General features: G+C 55.4%; 15 protein-coding genes. 8 read left to right on the forward strand and 7 right to left on the reverse strand.

Going from position 1 to position 22,527, the window contains the following annotated elements; genetic code table 11:
- Positions 1–20: 20 nt before the first annotated feature.
- The 4 genes from BLU89_RS20550 to BLU89_RS20570 all read right to left on the reverse strand — a co-directional run bounded on the left by BLU89_RS20550 (position 21) and on the right by BLU89_RS20570 (position 6,199).
- Positions 21–1,478 carry a hypothetical protein gene (locus tag BLU89_RS20550; protein ID WP_074739530.1) on the reverse strand — a complete coding sequence of 486 codons (1,458 nt, stop codon included), beginning with the start codon at positions 1,476–1,478 and terminating at the stop codon, positions 21–23.
- A 13-nt stretch (positions 1,479–1,491) separates the two neighbouring features.
- Positions 1,492–2,535, reverse strand: a complete 1,044-nt coding sequence (locus tag BLU89_RS20555; RefSeq protein WP_074739532.1) for a caspase family protein — start codon at positions 2,533–2,535, stop codon at positions 1,492–1,494.
- Between the two features lie 13 nt (positions 2,536–2,548).
- Positions 2,549–4,798: a GDSL-type esterase/lipase family protein gene (locus BLU89_RS21430; RefSeq protein WP_143030645.1), complete on the reverse strand. Its 2,250-nt coding sequence runs from the start codon at positions 4,796–4,798 to the stop codon at positions 2,549–2,551.
- A 456-nt stretch (positions 4,799–5,254) separates the two neighbouring features.
- Positions 5,255–6,199: a hypothetical protein gene (locus tag BLU89_RS20570; RefSeq protein ID WP_143030646.1), complete on the reverse strand. Its 945-nt coding sequence runs from the start codon at positions 6,197–6,199 to the stop codon at positions 5,255–5,257.
- 408 nt (positions 6,200–6,607) lie between these two features.
- Here BLU89_RS20570 and BLU89_RS20575 point away from each other — a divergent pair, with 408 nt between their 5' ends.
- From BLU89_RS20575 to BLU89_RS20605, 7 genes are all read left to right on the forward strand, one after another.
- Positions 6,608–7,333, forward strand: coding sequence for a hypothetical protein (locus BLU89_RS20575; RefSeq protein WP_074739536.1), 726 nt, complete (start codon positions 6,608–6,610; stop codon positions 7,331–7,333).
- Complete coding sequence (locus BLU89_RS20580; protein ID WP_074739538.1) at positions 7,315–8,220, forward strand: hypothetical protein; 906 nt, start codon at positions 7,315–7,317, stop codon at positions 8,218–8,220. Before BLU89_RS20575 ends, BLU89_RS20580 begins: the two co-directional genes overlap by 19 nt.
- Positions 8,220–9,644 carry a tetratricopeptide repeat protein gene (locus tag BLU89_RS20585; RefSeq protein ID WP_143030647.1) on the forward strand — a complete coding sequence of 475 codons (1,425 nt, stop codon included), beginning with the start codon at positions 8,220–8,222 and terminating at the stop codon, positions 9,642–9,644. The genes BLU89_RS20580 and BLU89_RS20585 overlap by 1 nt, the downstream gene beginning before the upstream one ends.
- Positions 9,645–9,817: 173 nt before the next feature.
- A complete protein-coding gene (locus BLU89_RS20590; protein ID WP_074739542.1) occupies positions 9,818–11,548 on the forward strand; it encodes a thiamine pyrophosphate-binding protein in 1,731 nt (576 codons plus the stop codon).
- A 13-nt stretch (positions 11,549–11,561) separates the two neighbouring features.
- Entirely contained in the window at positions 11,562–14,387 is a 2,826-nt protein-coding gene (locus BLU89_RS20595; RefSeq protein WP_074739544.1) for a peroxidase family protein, read from the forward strand.
- Between the two features lie 3 nt (positions 14,388–14,390).
- Positions 14,391–15,761 carry a hypothetical protein gene (locus tag BLU89_RS20600; protein WP_074739546.1) on the forward strand — a complete coding sequence of 457 codons (1,371 nt, stop codon included), beginning with the start codon at positions 14,391–14,393 and terminating at the stop codon, positions 15,759–15,761.
- Between the two features lie 393 nt (positions 15,762–16,154).
- Complete coding sequence (locus tag BLU89_RS20605; protein WP_074739548.1) at positions 16,155–17,660, forward strand: gluzincin family metallopeptidase; 1,506 nt, start codon at positions 16,155–16,157, stop codon at positions 17,658–17,660.
- On the opposite strand, the gene BLU89_RS20610 is transcribed toward BLU89_RS20605, so the two are convergent.
- From BLU89_RS20610 to BLU89_RS20620, 3 genes are read right to left on the reverse strand one after another with little or no spacing between them, the layout of a single operon-like run.
- Positions 17,638–18,519 carry an HAD family hydrolase gene (locus BLU89_RS20610; RefSeq protein WP_074739550.1) on the reverse strand — a complete coding sequence of 294 codons (882 nt, stop codon included), beginning with the start codon at positions 18,517–18,519 and terminating at the stop codon, positions 17,638–17,640. The two genes, BLU89_RS20605 and BLU89_RS20610, sit on opposite strands and share 23 nt — an antisense overlap.
- Positions 18,516–19,289, reverse strand: coding sequence for a copper chaperone (locus BLU89_RS20615; RefSeq protein ID WP_074739552.1), 774 nt, complete (start codon positions 19,287–19,289; stop codon positions 18,516–18,518). The genes BLU89_RS20610 and BLU89_RS20615 overlap by 4 nt, the downstream gene beginning before the upstream one ends.
- A 1-nt stretch (position 19,290) precedes the next feature.
- Positions 19,291–20,742: a tyrosinase family protein gene (locus BLU89_RS20620; protein WP_074739554.1), complete on the reverse strand. Its 1,452-nt coding sequence runs from the start codon at positions 20,740–20,742 to the stop codon at positions 19,291–19,293.
- A gap of 444 nt (positions 20,743–21,186) precedes the next feature.
- Here BLU89_RS20620 and BLU89_RS20625 point away from each other — a divergent pair, with 444 nt between their 5' ends.
- The gene (locus BLU89_RS20625; RefSeq protein ID WP_074739556.1) at positions 21,187–22,209 is read left to right on the forward strand and encodes an endonuclease/exonuclease/phosphatase family protein; all 1,023 of its coding nucleotides are present in this window, start codon (positions 21,187–21,189) and stop codon (positions 22,207–22,209) included.
- Positions 22,210–22,527: the final 318 nt, after the last annotated feature.

Consider the following 22,527-nt stretch of genomic DNA (forward strand, 5'->3'; position numbering starts at 1 on the left):
TGCGACGCAACCACAAATCCCTAGAGAACCATGTCGATCACAGAACGAGGTGCCTCGAAACGTTCTATGCAGTCCCGGACAAAGTCGTCCCGAACCGCGGCCGTGGCTCTGCGGTCTCGCAGCCCGGTTGCTTCTTTGTTGTAGAACTCCCATTCGGTTGCGGCATCCAGGATCGCGCGGATCAGTTCGACTTCGCGATACATTATCCGGTCGCCCCCATATTGCGGAACGCGCCAGGTAAAGAATGGCTGCGTGCGAGATCGGAATGCCGTTCGCCGCCAAAGAGAGGGAGGGATGAGCTTTGGGGCGTCGGCTGAGGCAGAGAGCAGACGCGCCCAACTGTGCGAAAGCATCGGCAGACCGGTTAGTGGCTTGGCCTCGGCCTCGATCTCGCGCAATGCGATGATGTCGGGGTGATCATTGCCAAACAGCTGCGCGGTATTCCCGACCACCTCTTGAAACAAAGAGCCATTGTATTCGACCGGTCGTTCAATGCTTGCGGCTGATGCCTTTTTTCGCAGGAGCAGAAGCAGGTGAGCGCCATAGAGACCCAGCATCGGGTTCTCAAATTTTCCACGCACAAACTTGAGCAATTCATTTGTTGCAACGGACCTTTCATCAGCCAGCGAAAGCCGTGCCGCATCAGTCAAACGAACAAGGTCATCTTCCATTGACAGACTGCCGCGGGCGATGTGGATCGAGACATCGACAAGGCGCTTGCGTGGCCCATACCAAGCCTCTCCGCCATCGTCGACAGGCGGTTCGTACAGGGCAAATACATGTGTGCGCCAACCGGGCAATATCGTCACCGTTTGCTCGGTCATTCCTTCTCCGTCAGACAATCCAAGCGTATAGATCCCGGGTTCAGCGTTCAGGGAAACGCCCGCGTATCGATCTTTCGACAGATCCCCCGAAAACCATGCTGCTTCTGGCGCAATATACCGCCCCGCATCGGTTGATCGGACGTGCCGGCCTTCGGACTCCGAGGAGCTGAGTGAAAGTAACCTGCGGCCCCCGCCTGTGCTGAGGCGCGCGCCCTTCGAGGGATCATCAAGTTTCTTTGGTCCGATATCATCCCAGGGTGTCCACCATCGCGCCATGAAAACAAAAGACCCATCATGCGACGGCTGACGCCCGCGCCCAAGCGAAAGCGCACCAGTCGGGGCAGATGTCGCGCCCCTTTGGTCGGGCGGGATCGCCTGTTCAGCGGCAGCCATATGCGATTCATGGGTTCGGTTCGTGCGCGCCAGCGGTGCAGCTGACCCAAATTCGATCTTTGGCACCTCAATAACCATATCATCGCGAAGAACGACGACACGTTGCCATTCGCTGCGTCCCGACACGGCGCGTACCTTGTAGATGCCAGCCCTGAGATCTTGTTCCAGCCGCCGCGCGCCCCGCCCGAGCAGGGCGAAATCCGTCGCGACCACAAATATCTCGGTTGTTTCATCCTCGGCACGCACTGTCAGTATTGGCATCGTTTCTGTCCCACTATCCGAGGTCTATTCTGGTTTCCGCCCCGGTAAATTCGAAGGCACCTTCCCAACCGCCGATTTCTGCTAACACGTACATTCCCGGTGCCAGCGTCAGTGTGACTTGCCCGTTGACCGCAGCCACCTGACCGAGCTTATCCAAAGCAGCATTTTCAAGCTCAAGCGTTGCATTTGCTACTTCGGGTGGCAGCGCAACCCGCAGTAACCGCGTGAACTTAGGTGCATTTTCCACAAGTGTCAGCGTGTCGAACGGGCCGAAATCTGGCTCGGTAGAAACAAGTGGATGCTGAAGTTGTGCGTCCGTCATCAGTTTCTGCATCGTCGCGATCAGATAATCGCGCAGGCTATCGGTTGTGATGGAGCGATTGCCCTGCGCATCAACAATGGCTGCGGCACCGTCGAGGCCGAGTTTCAGGGCGTATGAGAATGCTCCGTGGTCCTGTCCGTTCGACATCGTTCCTTCTACGGCGCGACCGGCAAAACGTGCCGCATAGGCGCCGACAGCCTTGGTGTTGTGACTGGTCGGGCGGATTTCCCGCCGCCAATGAGCAGGAGAGGGCGAGGCGAGGCGACCCTGATCCATGCAGGCGTCACAGAATAGAACACATTCTTTGAAATGCGCGGAAGCCATGAACCAGTTAAAGTAATCGGTCACAAACAGGTTTGTCAGACTGTTTGGCGTCGCATCTGCAAGATAAAGCCCGCCCTCGGTCCGTCGGCGTCCGTACCCGTGACCGCTGACATAGATGTAAAGCCGCCGCTTCTTTGGTGGCTGTTTCAAAGCCGTCTTAAACGCATCAAGTTTGTCGGTCAGGTCCTTCAGTACGGGACCTGTTGGGCCGCCGGCTGGAAAATCATCCGACGTTACGGAAAACACATTCGCACTGGGAACATCGCCACCATCCTGTGCCTTCAGCCATTCCGTGAACGCTGCGGCGTCGTTGACAGGGCCGCGCAAATCCCGCGAAGCAGAGGAAGCATTGCCCCCAAAGCTGGGGTATCGTTTGATCGCGATTACCAGAGCCATGTCATTCTGAGCCATCGTTCAACTGGCCTCAGAGCGAAGGATAGGCGCGGCGTATCAGTTCACGATCTGCCGGACTGAAATCGGTGTTGAAGCCGGTTTCAAAGTTGCCAACCGTCCATTTATTGGGGATCGGATACATCATGATCGAATAGGGGTCGATCTTGGTCATGGTCAGAGTTCCGGGATCGTAGTGATTGAGAACATTTCGCCGGATTGTATCATCGTCCCAAAAGTTCGGAGCACCGGACAGATCGGTCTTCACCGCGTCCTCATTCCATTCGATTCCACCGTCGGGGTTCTGATGTTCGTGGATCAGTCCCAAAGCATGACCGAATTCGTGCAGCACGACCTCGCGAATTTCCTCTGTGCCCGATTGGTCGGTTAACCATCCGAAATTCATCGTGGGTTTGGTCTGGTCCGGTTCGTTCAGGCAATCCGTTCCAAGTAGGGACCAGGAACCGGCACCTTGCTGGAACGCGACCCGAACCTCGGCATCGCCTTCCTCTACAAACTCAAAGGTCAGCGCCGCCATTTCGTCTGCAACCCATTGACATGCGAATTGTTCGACCTGTTCCCGAAGATGGGTGGAACCACCCAGAAACCGGATTCGGATGACCGAGTTGAGTGGCCATTTTGCACTATCCAGCAGTGCCGCCTTTGACCCTTCCAGGGCCTGCGTGTCATCGGGTGCTGCATCCCGTTTGAAGGAAACACAAAACCTGTCCGGGTTTTTCCTGACCGCCTGAATACCATGTTGGGCGATCCTGACGCTTGCGTGGGCTGTTCCGCCTTCGTTCAGTTTCTCACCCCATAAGGTGCAGGTCTCTTCCCAACTTGGGGCCAGGAAACGGCGGACTATTATTGCGGCAACCGGGGCCGCAACAAACGCGGTAAGACCAAGGGGGCCGCTCGCGAGCAGGCCCGCAATCGCTGCGGCCAAGGCACCTTGCCCAATGTTGAATGCATCGCGCAGCGCTTCACGATCAGATTTGTCAGCGTCATCATCCCCGCATAAAAGCCCATGAAGTTCGCGGTGCGCGCGCGCCAGAATTCTGGCACCCAAACGCCGAAGGGTTGGATAACCACCCGACAGGCTGGAATCCGGAACACTTGATATATCGCGCCGCATCGCCATCATCGCCACCGTAGGACCGGTGCGTTCCAGCGACGCGCGGCGACCTATCTCGGACAACAGTATTGTTTCGTCGAAGTGATCAGCGAGGTCGAGGATCGTGTTGGCAAGCGCGGTTTCTTCTGGTTCAGGTCGCCGCAAGGTTCCCATTGCGCCAAGTGCGCCGACGGGTTGTGAATCTCTGGTCACGCGCTGGATCATGGCCTCGAACTGCTGCGCGGCCTTGGCAAAAGATTTTGAATCAGGATGCAGTTCGTCCTCCCAGCCGTTGTCCGGAATAAGCCCCCGACAATCGACAATATGGAGCTTGCCGGACAGCCCAGGTTCGCGGGCGAGGTTGAACAATGCCTGTGCCCAGCGGTCGATCAGAATCTCGATGATTTCACGTTGAAGGCCCGTGTCCACAATTCCGCGCGCCTGAAGCGGGCGACCCAGCCACCGGCCGTCATCGGGTATCGCATGATCGTACGTATGGGTCAGAATGGGCGTACCCGGCGCAGCCGCCGCGACACCGTTTGCAATATTTCGGACAAGCCGGGTCACTTCGGCCAGAATAATGTCAAATGCCGACGTGATATGACCCAAAGCATCAAGACCGGGGGTGAATGGGCGAACAATGGTGGCCAGATTGCCACCGCCAAGCAAATCGTTTCCCCCGCCGCTGAGAAGAACAGCATCGGGGCGTTCGGCCAGAACAGCCGTTACAAGTTCGTTTTGCGTGAAAACGTCATCCAGAGTGTCCCCGGCTGCCCCCAGGCTCAGGATTGCGTGGTTTTTGGAGAGATGATCGATGACATCTTTCAACAGGAATGGATACTGAAACCAGCTGTCCCCCTCAGAGACTATCTTTAGACCTGTCCAGCCACCTGCAATCTTTGACCGATATTCTTGCCGCCTGCGTGATCGTGAGATGTCGTTCAGCCCGCCCAAGGCGAGGGCCCCCTGAAGGGCACCATTCAAGCCGCTGCCCGCTGCCGGCGGTTGAATAAGCGCCGGGTTCACCCGCACGACAGGTGCAAATGGTCGGCTGGCCCCGGGATCGAGCACCATGTATTTCGCCAGTGTTTCGTCGGGAACGGTCGGGTCGAATAGCATTCGACGCAGTTCGTCGGTTGGGATTGGTGCGGTGCGGTTGTTATCAACCATCTTGGCCTCCTTACCGTTTGAGCATGGCCCAAATGCACATGTGGGTTACGTCCGCTACCTTGCCTTTTGAAATGTCTGTGCGTGATTGCAGGCCGGATAACGCAGCCGGGTCAGTTCGTCTGAAAGCGCTGATCTTTTGGCCAAGGCCGAAAGAAAGGAACAAAACTGAATACCCCGCATAGTAGCGAAACCATCCGATTGAATTGGGCATTTCACCTCAAGCTGAGCACCTGCGATGAGACAAGTTTGGTCGAACAGTATCTCTAAAGAAAAAATATGGACCCAATAATTGATCCAGTTCCTACCTTAGCAGAATCCGCGTCCAATCCAAAGCGATGGCTAAAGAAGTGCCAGCTTTCCGCCGAAAATGAGGTTCGGAAAAGCTTGTTAATCGCGGGTTCCTGGCAAGCCGAAGGGCGAATTGGCCCGGCTGAGTCTGATCGAACGGACTGACCGCTATTGCGCAAATGGAGTAATCCCACCTGCAAAAGCCGCGAGAATTGGCGCTGCCAGGGCAAAACCTGCACGCAGTACATCGCTTGTCCCCTCTTTCAGCCCGTGAGAGGCCCTCCAGGCATCAACGTCAATCGTATTCTTGGTCTCAGCGGGCAGAGCGGCCGTACCCGCAAGCCGTTTGACCCGGCTTTCCAGAATAAACGCGACGGGTAGATAGAAACTGAGCATCAGCAAGCAAAAGTAAGTACCCGTGAACAATGCCGACGCGGTTACGAGAGAATTGTAAGCTGCCCTTTCACCGTCTGAAATCATGGGCATTGGCCAGTACATCCAACTTGCGGCAAAAAACATGCCGAAGGTCAAAATCAGGCTGGTCAGGTAAAGCTGTTGCCGCATCTGGCGAAAATTCTGACCCAACTGGGCGGCCGCATCTTCCAAACTGTTCGTATCGTCGGTTTCCAGACACAGTATCATTCCTACGATCAATGCGCCTACGGCAAGCCCGGCAAAGGCGTTGATGATGTCCAGAATACGCATAAAAAGCGAAAAAACCGGGATCTCACCACAGGTGCCCAATATCCAGGAATCGTCAGGCCCCTTACAACCGGGTAAGCTTCCCTGCGAGAGAGCGGCTTCAAAAACGGCTTTGCCGACTTGATGGTAAATACGAGGAGTGCTTGAGGTCACGTGTTGTTGGATTGTAGGGGCCACCGCAAGCAACACGATTGCAAGGGTCGTGACAATTGCCGCAACTCTTGTGCTGCGATCCATCGGACGCACCAGTTTGCGGACAAGCAGCGCGACAGGAAGCAGAGTCAGCGAAACAAAGAACCAGGAAGCCGCAAGGAACCGAAATCTTCCGACTGCTTCCAACCAGGGGCGTTCATCGTGCAGGATAGCAAGCGGTACATCCAGATCGACCGCAATAAAATGTTGGTGGATCAATTCATGTATCGCAAAAATGCAAATTGGCAGCAACACAATGGCAAAATAGCGCAATTTTACTTGGTGACTGGCCAAAACCGACCTCATGCACAGTTGGAATACGTAAATGCCTTTCTAACACAAATCTGGGTTGCAGGTATTGATCTGATATTTTGAGGCCCAAAGATCGTGTGAATTGGAATTCATAGTCCCATCATAACAGGTTTCTTTTGATGAACTTGACCGGCTTTCAGGCAAATTGGCATCGTATATCGTGACAGAACGGCGACGCCCGCTTTTGCGACGCTGATGACGCAGGACCGAGTTCGCCGGATTACCAAATCCTCTGATAAGTTCCGAATTCCTCCAATTAATCGCTTGAATATGGTAGACTGCTGATAATTTCAGGACCGTATTGTTGCAATTTCGATGGCTGAAAGCGGATCAAAAACACCGGATGACACGGCCTCTGAAGATTCAGAAGCACTGTTTTTCTACGTTCGGGGTGGCGGCGATACGCAATCGGTGGATAAAGCTAAACCGCAGCCAAAAAACAGATCGCTTGAATGGTTTACTGACCTTCTGTCATCCTTGATCAAGACCTTTGCAATCTTTTTTCTTGGGTACTTGTTGGTCCAAAGCGTTGAGCTCGATTTGAAACGAGCTCAGTTAAGTGCTGATACCGCTGAGAAGCTCAAAGACTATGTGATTGATCTGAACAGCCAGGACTCTGTGCGGGATCCGGCCAGGTCCAAGGCTACAGCGCTTGCCCTCGGCGGCTTTGGAAGTGTGGCTGCGTATCCTCTTGTGCAGATCGTCGAGCATGGAAACGAGTTGCAGGTCGGCTGGGGCAAACTTGGCCTCGAACATGCTGGCCTGATTGCGCAGGACGGTACGTGTGACGTCCTTGTCAAAGTCATCGATGATCCCACGTCCACCTTCAGATGGCGGACACGCAAAGTCGCGGTTGAAACAGCCGGGTCCGTCGCCTGCCCCGAGGCCGTGGAACCCGTCAATCGATTGAGCGCGAATTTGGCTGACGTGGGTGTGCCACCCGGTGAACCGATGACGAACTTCAATCTCGCAATCAAGAAGGCGTTGAGACAAATCGAACGTGCAAATCAAAGGGCACAACCATGGTGGATGTTATGGTGAACCGAATGTCAGGCTTTGTCAGTCGCTTGCTGTTGAATAAGTTGGTTATTGTTGGGCTCATTTTGACGTTGCTATCGGCGCGGGAGGTCAGCGCGGAACTTCAGGGATGCCCTGACGGAATTGCCCGCAACAACAAGCTGCTTATTGGTTCGATGGAACTGGGCCAGGAAATAAGCGAAAGAAACCGCAGGGCGTTGCTTGCCGCGTTTGAGATGCGTTTTGAGAGGGCAGATGCGTCGCTTGGGTCGCTGGCGAAGGTCATCTATTGCCCTCAGCGGCAGATGCAGGGCTCGAACACCTATGATGCAAATGTGACCGGTGTGCTCAACGACGAACTGGTGCTGCTTGAGGTGGGGGCCCGGATCAGCGTCAGTGATGTGGTTGTTGCCTACGTCGTTGTTCCACTCCGCCACTATGAGTTTCACAACGCACAACCGCCGCGATTGCCGGGATATCACGAAGCGGTTTACGAAAAGGCGCAAATCGAAGCCGGGCTTGCCGGCCTGTTCCGCGGAAACGCAGAACTGCGCCTGTTGGCGGCGCTTGCGCTTGGCCTCAGGCATGAAAAAGCGGCCGAGGCTGCCGTTCCAAGCGATGAGCGAAAGTCGCTGCTGCTGCGCTCACGCGCGTTTTACTGCGATGCGGTTGGCACATTGATTGCGGCGCAGCCCCGGCCTGATTTCCTTGGGTTGGAACAAACAGAATGGGAATCCCTCGGAGAATTCGCACGGGCCGGGGCAGAGCGCGTTCTGCAACGAACAGTCGACGATTATGGCGACCAAAGCACGCTGCCGATTCTTCTGGAAATTCGTGGCGAAGATTCTGCGGGTGATGGGGCATGTGTAGAAGCTTTGCCGTCTCAGCCCGGAGGCGCAGAAGACCAATGATGAATATTGCGCGCAACTCAGTGAACAGGTTTTTAGCCGCCATTTTTGTCTCGGCAAAGCTGGTCGCTTTTTCCTACGCCGTAGGGGGTGCACAACCGGCAATGGCGGGGGGGTTTACCGCCTGTGAACAACCCTTCATTTTTGAAGGGTCGGCCGCCAATATCGTCCCGCTGGAATATGTTGCAACATCTGTCGACCGGACAGCCATTGAGACCGAACGATCAGAAAAATTGCAAGAAACAGCACGTAGGCTTTCCTGGCTGTTCAAGCTGGATAGCTGGCATCAGGCAACCTATGGCAGTCTTGGTGTTGTCGCCCATATGTTCCTCGGTCAGGTTTGCGAGGCCGACGAGGTTTTGCAGGAACTTCTTCTTGGTCGTTCGGGCCTGCCTGTGCGCAAGGACCAGATACTGATCATCCTTCACGGACGCATCTTTATCGAAGACGGGCAGATTTTTGTTCAGTCCCAAGTAAGTGGATTTCGCCGTCGTTCACATCCGGACGAATTCGTTATGCCGCTGGCTGCCAACTTCGCCAGCGAAACCTTATCTGTGCACCTCGCAGCGTCGGATAAGTCCTTGTTCGTTTCTCTGCCGGTTCTCGACATGACGTTTGCCCCGCGTGTGATTTCCGAAGACCTGTTCGATCGTATTGACGCCACATTTCTTGAGGCGAGCCGAGTATTTACCCGCCCGGACCTGGATGCGCCCAGTGATGAGCTGCTGTTTCAACCGGGTAGACCACGGGCCTTCAGCGTCAGGATCACAGATGAACCTGGCTGGATTGAGATTGAGGACAGGTTTGGTGGTCATCCCGACAGGGGGTTCATCCGTGTAAACCCCGAGGCTTCAGGGCTTTTTCACCGCAACTTGCCCGAACTCGATTTTCTGAATGGGTTGCTTGGCTTTCTTAGGGTACAGCAGGTACGCAATTCGACAGATTTCACACCTACGCATGATCGGGCTGCCTTGCAGACCATGAATGCATTCGAGCGATATCTGGGTAACGATCTGACCGCATATGAACCCGAGGTGCGCGCCCTGGCAAATGGTCTGGTCGGTTTTGTCAAAGCGTCTGAATTGAATGACTGGCCGGGTGCAAGAAAGGCGTTCCTGCGTGCAGCGGAACTTGCACCAACCGATACCCATTATCGAAATGCCCTGGGCGTCACTGATGCGGTTCTGTGTTGTGTCGATGTAGGATCGTCACCCTATCGCGATCCGACAAGATGGTTTGCCGACGCGGTTTCGGTTGATCCGAAAAACGGCGAAGCGTTGGGGAACATGCTTCATTTCCTCGAATTTCTGTCGTCGGCAGAAGAACCGCCCGAGAATATAAATGTCTCCAACCTGCCACGTACACTTGAAGTGGTGCGCAAAGTTGCCGAGCAGAACCCGGACTTAATTCGCGGTGGTCTGGATTAGGCGCGCGCATGCACGGGGGTGCATTAATAGCGGGGCGCATGGGTACGCCAAAACGCCCAATTCGATCAATCCTGTTGCCACTTAATCGCGAACCGAACTCGTTACTGTTTCGTAAAACGTTAAATTCTGCTATGTTCTGCAATTATTGTTCAAAATTATTTGGATGGAAATAGATGCGGGTTTACGAAGCGGTCGTTGCCGCCCTCGAAACCATCGGAGTCGATGCAGCCTACGGCGGAGCAGGCGAAAATGCCGCTGGGCTCATGCTTGCGCTGGACGCATCAGACAAAATCAGGCCTGTCATTGCCAAGAACGAACAGGGCGCGTCCTTCATGGCCTGCGGTCATGCGATGTTCAGCGGCAAGCTTGGCGTGTGCTTCGCGACAGCTGGTCCCGGGGCCTTCAATCTGATCTCAGGTTTGTGCGTGGCGCTGACGGACAGCTATCCATTGCTGGCGATCAGCGGATATTCAACCGTGGCATGGCAAGGGCGCGGCGGGCTGAACGAGACATCTGGCCTGGCGCGTACGCCGGATTCCAGAATGATGTTCAGCGCAGTCACGAAAAGGAACCCTGACACTGGTGAGCCCGCGGATTTTCTGGTCACTGATCCGAATGACCTGATGGATACGCTGCAAAAGGCAATAGACATCGCCTTTGAGGGGCGGCCGGGACCGGTGCATGTTGCAGTGGCCGAGGATATCACCGACCCCAAGGTTGAGGTTACAAATTTCCGACCTCTGCGCCTGCCTGAAAAAGGCGTGACGCCTGACCCAGATGGGCTGGACAACGTGTCAACGGTTCTTGAGCAGGCGATCAGGGCCGAAAAAACCGTGGTCATGCTGGCCGGATTTGGCGCTATTCTGGCCGGGGCCAACGACATCGCCAAAACTTTCGTCGAGCGGTTTCAGATCCCATTGCTGACGACAATGGATGGCAAGGGGATTGTTGATGAACAAAACCCGCTGGCGATCGGGTTGTACTGCGATTCCGGGCATAAAGCAGCGTGGGAGCTGTTCTCGGACGCGGATGTCATCCTTGCGGTCGGAAACTCCTTTGCGCAGCACTCAACTTTTGATTTCTACGAGGGGCTGTTTGATGACAAGACGCTGATCCACATCAACAGTGATGCGGCGGAGTTCGACAAGTTTTACAAAGCGGATCATGTGATCTGCGGCGATGCCAAACAGGCGTTGCAGGGTCTCTATGACCGCCTCGACAAATCCGTCGGACCGGTTCCGCCGCGCGATTACCGCCCCAAGGATTATGATGAGCGCTTCATTATTTCGCCGCAGAAAAAGCTGCACCCGGGCGAGATGGTTCAGAAGATCTCACAGATGCTGCCTCCGGGTGGAATCGTGATGGCCGATGCAGGGGCCCATGCCGCATGGGCCGGGTATTACCTTGAGCTGAAAGAAGGGCAGAACTTTCGCAAACCGGGCACTTATGGCCCGATGGGGATCGGCGTCTGTGGCGCAATCGGCGCCAAATATTCCGAGATGCACCGCCCAGTGGTTGCTGCTGTTGGTGACGGTTCGTATCTGATGAGCGGTTTCGAGCTGATGACAGCCGTGCAATACGACATCCCGGTGGTCTGGGTGATATTCAACGACCGGGAATTCAAGTTGATCAAGCTTTATCAACTGTCCGCCTTTTTCAAAACCGGGCTGGTTGAGTTCGATAACCCCGATTACGCGGCTTATGCCCGTGCCTGTGGCGCTGAAGGCCACGTGGTCAATCGACTGGATGAATTCGAACAAGCATTTGGCGATGCGCTGGCAAGCGGCAAACCGACGCTGATCGACGCAAGGATTACGCGACTGGCACTGCCCAATTATTCACCCCACCCCGAAGGTGTGCTGGCCGCGGTTTGGGAAGGTATACGCGCGCGGTTTGGATTGTAGAGAGGAAGCTATTATGGACGGCGGTTCGGAACCCCTGCCGAAATGGCGCGAGGTTTATGTCGGCGGCTCACCCGAAGCGGAGTTGCAGGAAACCAAAGAACTTGCCGAAATGATGATGGCCGCACAACTGAAATCTATGTCGGCGGGTGGCGCGCGCCGTGTAGATCGTGCGTTTCACAAAAAGGCCATCGCAGCTTTCAAAGGGGCTGAATTGTGTTTTGTCGAGGACCTGCCACAAGATCTGCAGGTCGGTTTCGCCAAACCTGGCGTGCGTTATCGGACGATGGTGCGGTTTTCCAATGCGTCATCGCAAACCCAATCCGACGAGGACAAGGATTTGCGCGGGCTGGCTGTCCGGGTACACGATAGCGACGGCACAGATCATGACCTGTTGGCGACCAACTTTCCGATACCTCACGCCCGCAATGCCCGCCAGTTTGTCGTGTTCGCCCATGCGGTGTCGGGGGGGCGGCTATCGAAATTGGTCGGATTGGTGCGCCTGTGTTTCGCTCTGGGGTTTTCTGAAACCCGCCGAATGCTCGGCAACGTTCGCACGGCCTTGCGCGCGTGTGACAGCGTAGCGCTGGAAAGCTATTGGAGCCGGGGCGCCATAGCGTGGGGCACTGAGGCGGTACGCTATACGTTTAAGCCTTCACCCGATACGCCCGGCGTTCAGGGCTCATTTTCGGGGGCTGCGCGCCTGTCATCGGAATATGCCGCACGGCAGTCGGTTGGCGCGGTGAAATTCGACCTGTTTGTGCAACGGTACATATCTGAGGATCGGACACCGATCGAGGACGCGGCGCATGAATGGGACGAAATGGTCAGCCCGCCGGTCAAGGTCGCTGAACTGGTCCTGCCGCAACGCGATCTGTCGACCCCTGATGCGCTGGCAGAAGCGCTGGTAATCGAACAGATGGGTTTCAATCCATGGAACACAGCCCATGAATTTCGCCCGTTGGGCAACCTGAACCGAGCGCGCAAGGCGGCCTATGACGCCTCGGCGTCGCACCGCCAGGGCAAGCGGTTCAAGGTCGCGCGGATGCCTGTTCAGAACCGGGTTTTCGGAACCGCTGCGCGATCCGTCCTGCGGGTTATGAATCGGCGTATTTCGTGGCACAAGATTCCGTTCCTGCTTGTCCAATTGCTTAACCTGGACGCGCTCAGACACGATCTGCGGCAAAAGAACCTGATCGACACGGACCCGGAAGAGACCGTCCCTTCGGCCCGCACAGTCCCGCCTGAACCCAAACCCGAACAGCGTATCTTTCGCACCCATGATGGCAGTTACAATGACTTGTCCGATCCGAAAATGGGTGCTGCCGGGGCTGCGTTCGGACGCAATATGCCACCGCAAGTGCAACCCGGCGACAGCCCCAACCCAATCCTTGTGGCCCGCAAATTGATGGACCGGCAGGCGTTCATCCCAGCCAAAATTCTGAACATTCTGGCAGCGTCATGGATACAGTTCCAGGTCCATGACTGGGTGGCGCATGAGCGTCGCAAGCTGGACGAAGACGATGATATTGTACCGATCCCAGAGGGTTATCCCGACTGGAAGAACCGGCCGCGTGGTGAACCCGAACGCAACATGCGTATTGCGGGTAATATCCCGAAGGAAGGGGCGAATGATCCCTTCCTGTTTGCCAACGAGAACTCGCATTGGTGGGACGGATCGCAGGTCTACGGTGTCAATTCCGAAGCTGCGAAGAAACTACGCGACGGACCAAAGTTGAAACTGACGAAAGAGGGCTATCTGCCCCTGAACATTCACGGTTTCGAACTGACCGGGTTCAACGAAAGCTGGTGGCTGGGGCTGTCCACGTTGCATACGTTGTTTGCACGCGAACATAATGTGTTGTGCGACGAGCTGCAGCGCGCGTACCCCCAAATGGATGAAGAACGCGTCTATCAGACCGCGCGCCTGATCGTGTCTGCCTTGATCGCCAAGATTCACACCGTTGAATGGACACCTGCCATTCTGGGTACCGAAGCACTGGACATCGGGATGAAAACCAATTGGTACGGTCCGCCAAAATCGTGGCTGACCAGATTGGGAATCTGGTTGACGGATGTGCACGCGCTACAAGGTATTCCAGAGACCGAGCCGGATCATCACACAGCGCGATATGCCCTGACCGAAGAGTTCGCAACCGTCTACCGAATGCATCCGCTGATACCGGACGACTACATCTTCTATGACTTCAAGACGGGCAAAGAAAAAGCTCGGCGGGGCTTTCTGGAAATCCAGGGCGAGCAAACAGACGAACAGCTGCGCAAGCTTGGACTGCGTGACTGCCTGTATTCGCAGGGCATTGCCCATCCCGGTGCGATCACCTTGCACAACTTTCCGAAATCTCTTCAAAACCTCGAACGCTTTGACGAGCTGATTGATCTTTCGGTGGTGGACATCGTACGCACACGCGCGCGGCGTGTCCCGCGTTATAATGAATTCCGCAAGGGCCTGCATATCCCGCCTGTGACCAATTGGGACGATCTCACAGCAAGCCCCGAGACAAACCAAATTCTGAAAGAGCTGTATGGGGACATCGACAAGGTCGACACTGTGATTGGCCTGTTGGGTGAAACACCGCCCGATGGATTTGGCTTTTCTGACACCGCTTTCCGCGTTTTCATCCTTATGGCGTCCCGGCGATTGCAGTCGGACCGCTTCCTGACCACCGACTTCCGTCCGGAGATCTACACGCAACTGGGCATGGACTGGGTTGCGCAAAACGGGATGAAGTCACTGTTGCTGCGTCACTTCCCTGAATTCGCGCCCGTGTTGCCGAAAAATGCCACGGCCTTTGCGCCTTGGGAAGTGGTGCAGGAGGGTTAAGCCATGCCAAAAGATGGATCATCCAAAGGACTGGACGCCTTTTTGAACGCACCTCTGGCGCGCACATTGTGGAACCGCCGCACCAAACGTGTCAGTCGGGGATCGAACGTTGTGGCCGGCTCGCTCAGCTGGAAATCCGAGAACGACCGCTCGCCCTTGTCACCCTTGCAGGAGGCGATCCTGATCGCTGCAACAGGCGCATCTGGCATGACAATGCCGGACCGTCCATTCTTTGACGATGAAAGCGGCAACCCGATCATGTCAAAACCAAACCTGCTGATGGAGGGTCGCACAGCAGGCAGCCCTGACAACGCGCAGGGCACGCATTTTTTCATGATCAACGACAGCGGAACATATTTTTTGCGTCGCCTCGATCCGGTTGACGGGGGGATCGGGAACTGGACACCCGAGGTGCTGATCGACCGAGCCGAACAGGCCAAAGTGCAGATTCTCGACCGTCGTCTCGACGTCCCAGGGGACATGCGGGATTTTCCAGCATATCTGGATGCAAACAGGTTTTTGTCCAACACATCGGGTTCAACGATGTTCTTTCCGGTCGTCGACCTCTCGCATCAATATATCAACGCTTTGATGTACCTGTTGACTCAGCCCGACAAGGCGCGTCCCGTCTTCGTGGATGACCGAAATTTCTATCAACCGGCGGGTGTTAAGAAATGGATAAAAAACGGGTTTTTGAACCCTGAGATCAAGATTCCACTTGGGATGCTGGGGCAGATGCGCACCCAGATCGAGGCGGATTTGCTGGTCCAGAATCTATTTCTTGTGACCGAGGCGATGGGACTGGGTGGGTGGGTCCATGCAGCCATTTCTCCGCCTGTCCTGATGGGTGATCCGAAGTTCAGCGACCGCTATGGCAAAATGCTTCATTTTGACTACGTCACGCCAAAATGGCGGGTTCTGGATCTGCTACGTTGGCACACGCTTCCGGTTGCCGCCATGAAACATGTGCGCGCACACGCGGTCGGCCTGCGCCATCACGGCGAACATCTGATCAAGGGCAAATGCCCGCCCTATTATCAGACCATGTCCGACGCGGTCGATGCGGTCGTTGCAGGCAAATTCGGCCCGGATGGCATCTACAAGAACGAGGCGTTGTTTGATCGCATTTACAAAGGCGAGTTTGGCAGGAAATACCTCGAAGAGGCGGGCGAGTACGAGCAGGATGTTATCGAATGTGCCCGCGATATTTGCAACTATATCCACAAAACCCATGGCCGGTTTCCGGCCCATTGCGAAGCGATCCACGCACCTGGTATCTGGTTGCAGGCCCACCGCGTCGAGAACGAATACTACGATACGTATTTCGACAAGGGATTGACGGCTGCACAAGCCGAACATGATTCAATCTGGTAGAGGAACACTCTGCATCGAAGGCAATGCGCAATTCATCTGATTGATAGCATTGCCAATCGCTATAACACTTGGGCTGGTCTTCCGACGAGCTTGGATCAAAACGCGGGTATCAACAGCTAGCGTTCCTTTGAACCGTCTTGTCTTGCCGCCATAAGCCAAAAATTTGCCGACTCACCATACGCCGGGTTAACCTGATCAAATGAACACGCTCAGCTGAATACTGAACCGTGTTCCAAATGTGCCTGCATTGCATTGGCGGGCAATTGAATCAAAGCGCCGTAGTTAGCCATTGATGGCATTATCGTTATTGGCTGTGGCCCTCGTTTTCGCTCTGGCATCAGAGATGATCTCGTTGTGAGAAGTTTTACCTGCGGTAAATATACTGGAGAAAAAATGTCCATTTTATTCATTCCAAATGATCCGCGCGCGGGCAATCCGCCGAATGTTGCAATCGCACCCCATGATGATCGCCCGAATGGGCTTGCCGATTTTGTTTATCAAGGTGTTGCGCCCGAGGGCGAGTTTGCGATCGGCACCGATGAGTTCCTTTTTTGGCAATGCCGCGAGGCTGCTTTGCAGGCGATTGATCTGTGGGAGGCCATCGACCAGCCATTGATTGCATGGCAACCGGGTCAAACACTGCGGTTGATCCAGAAGACACCCGGTCAGCCGCAGCTCAACGCATTTTACAATCGTCACTCGCTGTCCTTTTTCGAAGTGAGCGGGGCAAGTGCAACCTATCAGTCCGGCGCAAGCACCGATGTGGTCGCACATGAAGCAGGTCACGCTTTTCTGGACGCGATCCGCCCCGATTTGTGGGATGCCCTGTTCGGAGAGCAAGGCGCCTTCCACGAGTCATTCGGGGATTGCATAGCAATCTTGACCGCACTCGAAGATCAGGTGGGCCGGCAAGCGCTCGTATCGGGTGATTTGCTTCGACAAGACAATTTTGTGGAATCAACGGCCGAGGATCTTTCACACGGGATCGGGGCCTTGATCAATCCGAACCACAATGCCGCAATTCCGAGGAAAGCGTTCAATACCCATCAATGGGCATTGCCATCAAGCCTGCCCGTGAACGGCGGTCCCGGTGCGTTGATCAACGAGGTCCACTCGCTGGGCATGATCTTCAACGGATGCTTTTACGATACGCTTACAAATATCTACCAAGCTGGTGCCGACCATTCCGAGGCTGGGCTTTTGACCGCATCCCGGACCGCAGGCCGTTTATTGGCCGCGGCCGCCAGGTCGGCCCCCCTGCAATCCCGGTTCTTTCAATCGGTCGGGAACGCCATGCTTTTGGCCGATCAGGACCAGAATGCGGGTGTGAACGCGGCGGCGATCACGGATGGCTTTGGCGCCCATAACATCAGTCTCAGTGCGACGCAGATGTTGGCCCCGACAAACGTTCTGGCAGGCCGTGCACCTGCTGGTACAGTCAGCAATGTTCGCGATATCATTACGCGTGCCTCACGCCGGGATCTTGTCAGTATGGTCGGCGAAGCCACGCAGCAGCGTTTTCTTGCCAAGCAGTATTCTTTTGGGCCGCAACAACGTGTCGCGGCGGTTGCGCATCAGCACAAGGTGCCGCTGGGTGATGTCTCGGAGAAGCTCGAAGGGGTTGTCTGTCTTGTTCAGGAAGACGTGCTTATCGGTGCGGATGATGGTCAGGCTGCGGCACTGGGCATGATGCCATCAGTGGGCCAGTCCGTGGCCGAGGTTCAGAATTTTGTCTACAGCCTCAATGAGGCGGGGCAGATAGATATCGATGGGGAAGGAAACACCGAGATGTCGCACTCGGTCCATAGGATGGGCACGGAACGGCGTTTGGTCAGAACCAGATTCTCATGCGCGTGCGGTCGTTGTCACCAAACGCCTAGTCAAAACCCTTTCGCCTGAGAATGCGCCGTCCGACAGTGTCGGTTTCCACCTCATGTGTGGGTGGTCCGAGCAGTGACGACCTACCGCCGAGCTTCCCATGCGCCTGAAGGGAACGGACAAAAGCGGTCGCTTCGGTTTTGGCGTCTTCCGGCGTTTGAACCTGAACCTTGGGCTTGGGGCGCTGTAGGTCCAGCTTGATTTTCGCGGGCATTTGTACGTGCAATCCGTCCAGTTCGCCAAGGCTGCTGTCATCAAGTGTGACCAAAGCCTGTGCCTCGGCCGAGACGACATTGCCATCCACTGCGACATGCTGAATCTCGGCCAGCCCTTCAGCATCACCCAAAACGCCGAGGGCGGTGGTGATATTCTCAATGCCTGCGGGGTCAATATTCAGAGCGATTTTTAGCAATCCATCCGCCCAATCGGTGAAGCCGTCCGGGCCATCGATACCGAATTGCAAGCACATCATGCCAAGCGCGCGGGCGGCGGCAATATGGCCCGCGTTTTCAGTGATGAACAAGCATTCTGTGAGTGTCGCAGTGCTTCCGAGGCGTTCCAGCGCGAGCTCGAAAACTCTTCGGTCCGGTTTCATGATGTTGGCGTGGGTAGAAAGCGTCACTCGGCGTTCAACCGGCTGGAACAGATCGCGTAATCCCAGCGTAGTGAGGATTTGTAGATACTCTGAGAAAATCGCGACGACCTTGTCCGACTCAAACGGATCGGCCAGCACGAAATCCGAAACGAGACAGGATTCAAGCGGTGATCCGTCTTTGGTGATGAAACTGCCACACGCCGCAACGCTTGCCGCGGCGTGTGGCAGCAGAACCCGGTTTCGTGCCAGCGTGCCACCCAGATCGAACATAAGAACTTTGATCATCGTGCTTTCCTTAGCTGATTGGGTCCCAAACGAAACATGGGCGGCCCCAAAAGCGTTTCAAAGGCTGGTGGCACTTGCCACCTGGGTCTGGAAGGGGGCGCGATCCGATCGGCGAACAGGAATATACCGACAATCACCATCAGTGTTAAATGCCCTGTCGTGATGGTCAGAGGAACCAGCATCCAGGGCCAGCAAACGGCTATGCAGCGCAAGCCCGTGTCGCATCCCTGCCTTACGCTGTCGATCCAGGCTTTTGGGCCAAACGGCGTTATCCGGCACAGATGGTGGCAGGCGTTTCTTGCTGATTGCGCCATCGGTGATGCACTGAACACCAAGGCAATCAAAACTGCGGCGGGGAGGTCCGCATAATCACCGGTCAGTGTGACCAGCGCGACCACAAGCGGCAGCAAAACAAGCGATGACGCAAACCAAACGGCCCAATACGCACCCAGAAAGGCAATCGTTGCGCCCCATTTCCGATCCATAGAAACCGATCTGCGTACATAGCCGAGAATAGGCGCGATCAACGGTGTCATCATGGCGATAATCATGACCCCCCAATCAAGCGCAATATGACCGGGCGACACCAACCAGGGCGCCGTCAGAATGAGATGTCCCAATTCTGATGTACTGATGGCGCCGCACAGATCTGCCAGCGCCCCGCCCGAGGGCAACAAAAGCAGCGCCAGGTAGGCCGAAACGCTGATAGCGAACAGGGCGGGCAGAGAGCTTGCCGATAGTTGCGCACCGAAGGCGGCATACCTGGTCACATTATGGTCCCTCGCGCACATAGATGCTGATCCGATCCACTGACAGCTCGGAACCTCCGCTTTCAGGTTGGGCGACATGTGCGTCAAGCGCATCCACCGGCCCGTCCGACGTCAACCGCCTGACGATATCGGTGATGTCTACAATCTGCGACAGGCCGCTTCCACCATGAGGGCCCTCAGCGCTCGTCGCATTGGCAAGACCGAAGAAGACCAATGTCTTGATTGCCTCGGGGCTGGCGTCTTCAGGATCGCCGCCGGGCGCTGTCAGAATGACATTCAGGACGCCACTTGCAGCCTTTCCTCTTACCCCTTCGACGTTTAGAAACACCCGCTTGGTTCCGCCAACCGCACCAACAGCAGGGGACGGTGTTTCCGACATCACCACCCGCGACTGGACCGGGGTGCTGGTGATGGTAAGGCTTTGGTCGTTTACGCCGATCAGCTTGGACGGGCCGGCGGGCGAAGATGCGGCAGCAACCATCGCGGGTCCTCCTGGAAGGGTTGAAGTAATGCCGGTGCCGTTAACGAGATCATCATACACTGGTTCAAGCGCGCCGCTCGGCAACGTTTCCGACGGAATGAAGACGGCCAGATCATTGTTGGCATCCGGCATGGTGAATTGGCGCGGGAACGGCCCGTTGCCCCAGGGGCGACTGTTTTCCTGTGTGTTCGATGTTGAAGTCATCCAGGCCGCCCACAAGCGGTCGATATTGCAGTGATGCACCCAGAAGACCGGGTCCAGCGCCGCAAAGTTCGGGTTGTACATCCACCCCTGCGGATTGCTCGACGTGTCGCCTCCGACCATGACATGGACCAGATTGTGCGGATCCGATTCGTTGGCCCCATACGCATTGCCTTGCTGGGCAAAACCACTGATGGGTCCACCATAACCCAATGTTCCCGGGTCCGAGGTGTAGACGGTTTCTGTTTGCGCACTCAATGTGATGTCGACCGGGACCCAAGGCAGCGGGCCAAGCGCGGTTGCCGGTCCTCGCGTGGCCTGAGACAGCGGATTGGGATCACCGCCGTCGATTGTCGGGTCCAGAAATTCCTGCGGGATATTGCGGGCGGTGGGATTGTTCGTGTCGAGATAATTCCAGTAGGGTAACGCCCAATCACCGGGTCCGCCCTGGCTTTCAATCCAATCTGCCAAAATTGCTTCGAAAGCGTGCAAATACCCGCGGTGCCAGGGCAGGAAAAACCATCCGGCGTGCTGGCACTGATTGAACATTCTGCGAAATTCAGTTTGCGGCGGAACGGGCGTGGTCGGGGGAAGAATACCACGATCGACCCAGGCTTGCGGCTCAATGCCATGGATCGCAGCAAGGTATGTCCAGGCTGTCCGCTGATCGAATTCTCGCGTTCTGAGTTCACCTACGGCACGCGCGTACCAGACCATCGTATCGGACCAAGGCGCACCAAGTTTGGCAATGTCAGTTCTTGTTCTGGTCATTTTAATATCCCGCAAATAAAAAAGTAATTTCTTAATCGGCATTGCGTACTGTGACACAAGGAACTTGTGTGTCAGCCAGACCCGGCGCAGTTAGGTAAATTGCCAGCAGGTATCCGACTCCACAATTATACACTATTCTTCATGGAATTTTCGCCAAAGAACCTAAAACTTGGGCGGCGGCGCACAAGTTCGATCGTTTTCTGATTAAAATTTCACTTTGCACGCCATGTGCGGCTAAACTCGGGTTCATGGGCTGCGTCGGCATCGCGTTAATTCTGAATTTGCCAGCTTGTGACGTATCCTGAACTGACATTGTAGATTCGACCAATTAACTGGCAATTACATAAAGACGCCTGAGATTGGCAAAAAAATCAAGCGAGCGTATCTACATCGCATTTTGCCGTGCTTGCCTTGTTCACCTGAGTTCACATTGGGAGATTTTTGATGAAGATCATGAATTGGAATATCGAATGGATGAACAAATGGTTCTCCGGCAACGACAACCCTGTTTGGGGATCCAGCACCTTGTCTGCTGCCCGTGCGCAACTCTGCGCCGCCAAAGCGGCTGCAGTTATCACCGATGTCGCGCCTGATTTGTTGTGTATTCAAGAAGGCCCCAGCGCGACGGCCGAAATGAATCTGTTTCTTTCTGATTTCCTGAGTGACGCAAATGGTCCACTTTTTGAGTTCATTATCGGAAGCGATGGCGGCGCTCAAAAGCTATATGTTCTGCGCCGCCGCGACGGCCGCTTCTCAGCGATGGACCGGGCAACCGATCCACTTACACAAGGGCTGGCCGATTCGTGGGATGCCGATGTGAATGGCGATATGCTGCTTGAAGGGTATGATTTTACGCGGCTTCCTCTTGTTGTTGATGTCGATCCTATTGGCAGCGCCCCAATCCGCATTGTCGTCTTGCACACAAAATCAAAGTTTGTGAAATTTGGTGAAAGCAAATGGAACGACCCCAATCGCCGTCAGGAATTCGTCGTTCAGGCCCTTGAGGCGCGCCGCCGAATTTCCGCCGAGGGGTTTCGTCTGCGCATTTACCTGGACAGCATGATTGGGGCCGACTCGGCAGCGCGCGTCATCGTGACCGGTGACTGGAACGATGGCCCGGGACGAGATCTGTTTGAACGCAGCTATCTGACCCACAACGTTGCCGATATTGTGCTTGGGTCAACCTTTACGCCAGATTTGATTTTTCATCACCCACTTCTGGCCCATGTCCCGGCACAGGCTTTGTTTACAGCGCGTTTCGATGATTTTGTGGATGACATAGATGATCGTCCATTGCTGCTTGATCATTTTGCTATTTCACCGGCTTTGACCCCATGGGTCGAAAATGCCGAAATCGGCCATCAGGCATACGAAGCCCAATTGACCGGATCCGGTACAGCTCGGGAAGACCGTCCGAGCGACCACCGCCCAATTATTGTTAAGCTGGGGGTTCCCCTCACCAATTGACCGGGCATGAGGGGGATCTGTTGCAATGTTTTGACCATTGGCGCTCGCGCCGTCGGCGGGTGAATGACCTACGGTAACCGGCTTTGTTGCACAAATACGGTGAGGGATTCACTGTTTGAATCCAGAGTGCTAGCTGATGGGGACCTTGTTGCATGGATCGCCGAGCCGCGATATCGCCGACGCTCACTCTGACGCGAGCGGCGATACATGCCCTACAAATTCAATAATGCCCGTCGCAACAAGTTTCCCAAGGCAAAGTATTGTGTCACGAACTGCTCGGAATACAACGAAAGTCTCCGGCGTCGAGGTGATGTGACG

Origin of the sequence: Ruegeria halocynthiae, from assembly GCF_900106805.1 — a bacterium.
GTDB lineage: Bacteria > Pseudomonadota > Alphaproteobacteria > Rhodobacterales > Rhodobacteraceae > Ruegeria > Ruegeria halocynthiae.

What these genes read in the sequence shown, in the direction of transcription:
- BLU89_RS20550 (WP_074739530.1), bottom strand. Translation starts at nt 1,478, where the DNA reads ATGCCAATACTGACAGTGCGTGCCGAGGATGAAACAACCGAGATATTT.
- BLU89_RS20555 (WP_074739532.1), bottom strand. Translation starts at nt 2,535, where the DNA reads ATGGCTCAGAATGACATGGCTCTGGTAATCGCGATCAAACGATACCCC.
- BLU89_RS21430 (WP_143030645.1), bottom strand. Translation starts at nt 4,798, where the DNA reads ATGGTTGATAACAACCGCACCGCACCAATCCCAACCGACGAACTGCGT.
- BLU89_RS20575 (WP_074739536.1), top strand. Translation starts at nt 6,608, where the DNA reads ATGGCTGAAAGCGGATCAAAAACACCGGATGACACGGCCTCTGAAGAT.
- BLU89_RS20580 (WP_074739538.1), top strand. Translation starts at nt 7,315, where the DNA reads ATGGTGGATGTTATGGTGAACCGAATGTCAGGCTTTGTCAGTCGCTTG.
- BLU89_RS20585 (WP_143030647.1), top strand. Translation starts at nt 8,220, where the DNA reads ATGAATATTGCGCGCAACTCAGTGAACAGGTTTTTAGCCGCCATTTTT.
- BLU89_RS20590 (WP_074739542.1), top strand. Translation starts at nt 9,818, where the DNA reads ATGCGGGTTTACGAAGCGGTCGTTGCCGCCCTCGAAACCATCGGAGTC.
- BLU89_RS20595 (WP_074739544.1), top strand. Translation starts at nt 11,562, where the DNA reads ATGGACGGCGGTTCGGAACCCCTGCCGAAATGGCGCGAGGTTTATGTC.
- BLU89_RS20600 (WP_074739546.1), top strand. Translation starts at nt 14,391, where the DNA reads ATGCCAAAAGATGGATCATCCAAAGGACTGGACGCCTTTTTGAACGCA.
- BLU89_RS20605 (WP_074739548.1), top strand. Translation starts at nt 16,155, where the DNA reads ATGTCCATTTTATTCATTCCAAATGATCCGCGCGCGGGCAATCCGCCG.
- BLU89_RS20610 (WP_074739550.1), bottom strand. Translation starts at nt 18,519, where the DNA reads ATGATCAAAGTTCTTATGTTCGATCTGGGTGGCACGCTGGCACGAAAC.
- BLU89_RS20620 (WP_074739554.1), bottom strand. Translation starts at nt 20,742, where the DNA reads ATGACCAGAACAAGAACTGACATTGCCAAACTTGGTGCGCCTTGGTCC.
- BLU89_RS20625 (WP_074739556.1), top strand. Translation starts at nt 21,187, where the DNA reads ATGAAGATCATGAATTGGAATATCGAATGGATGAACAAATGGTTCTCC.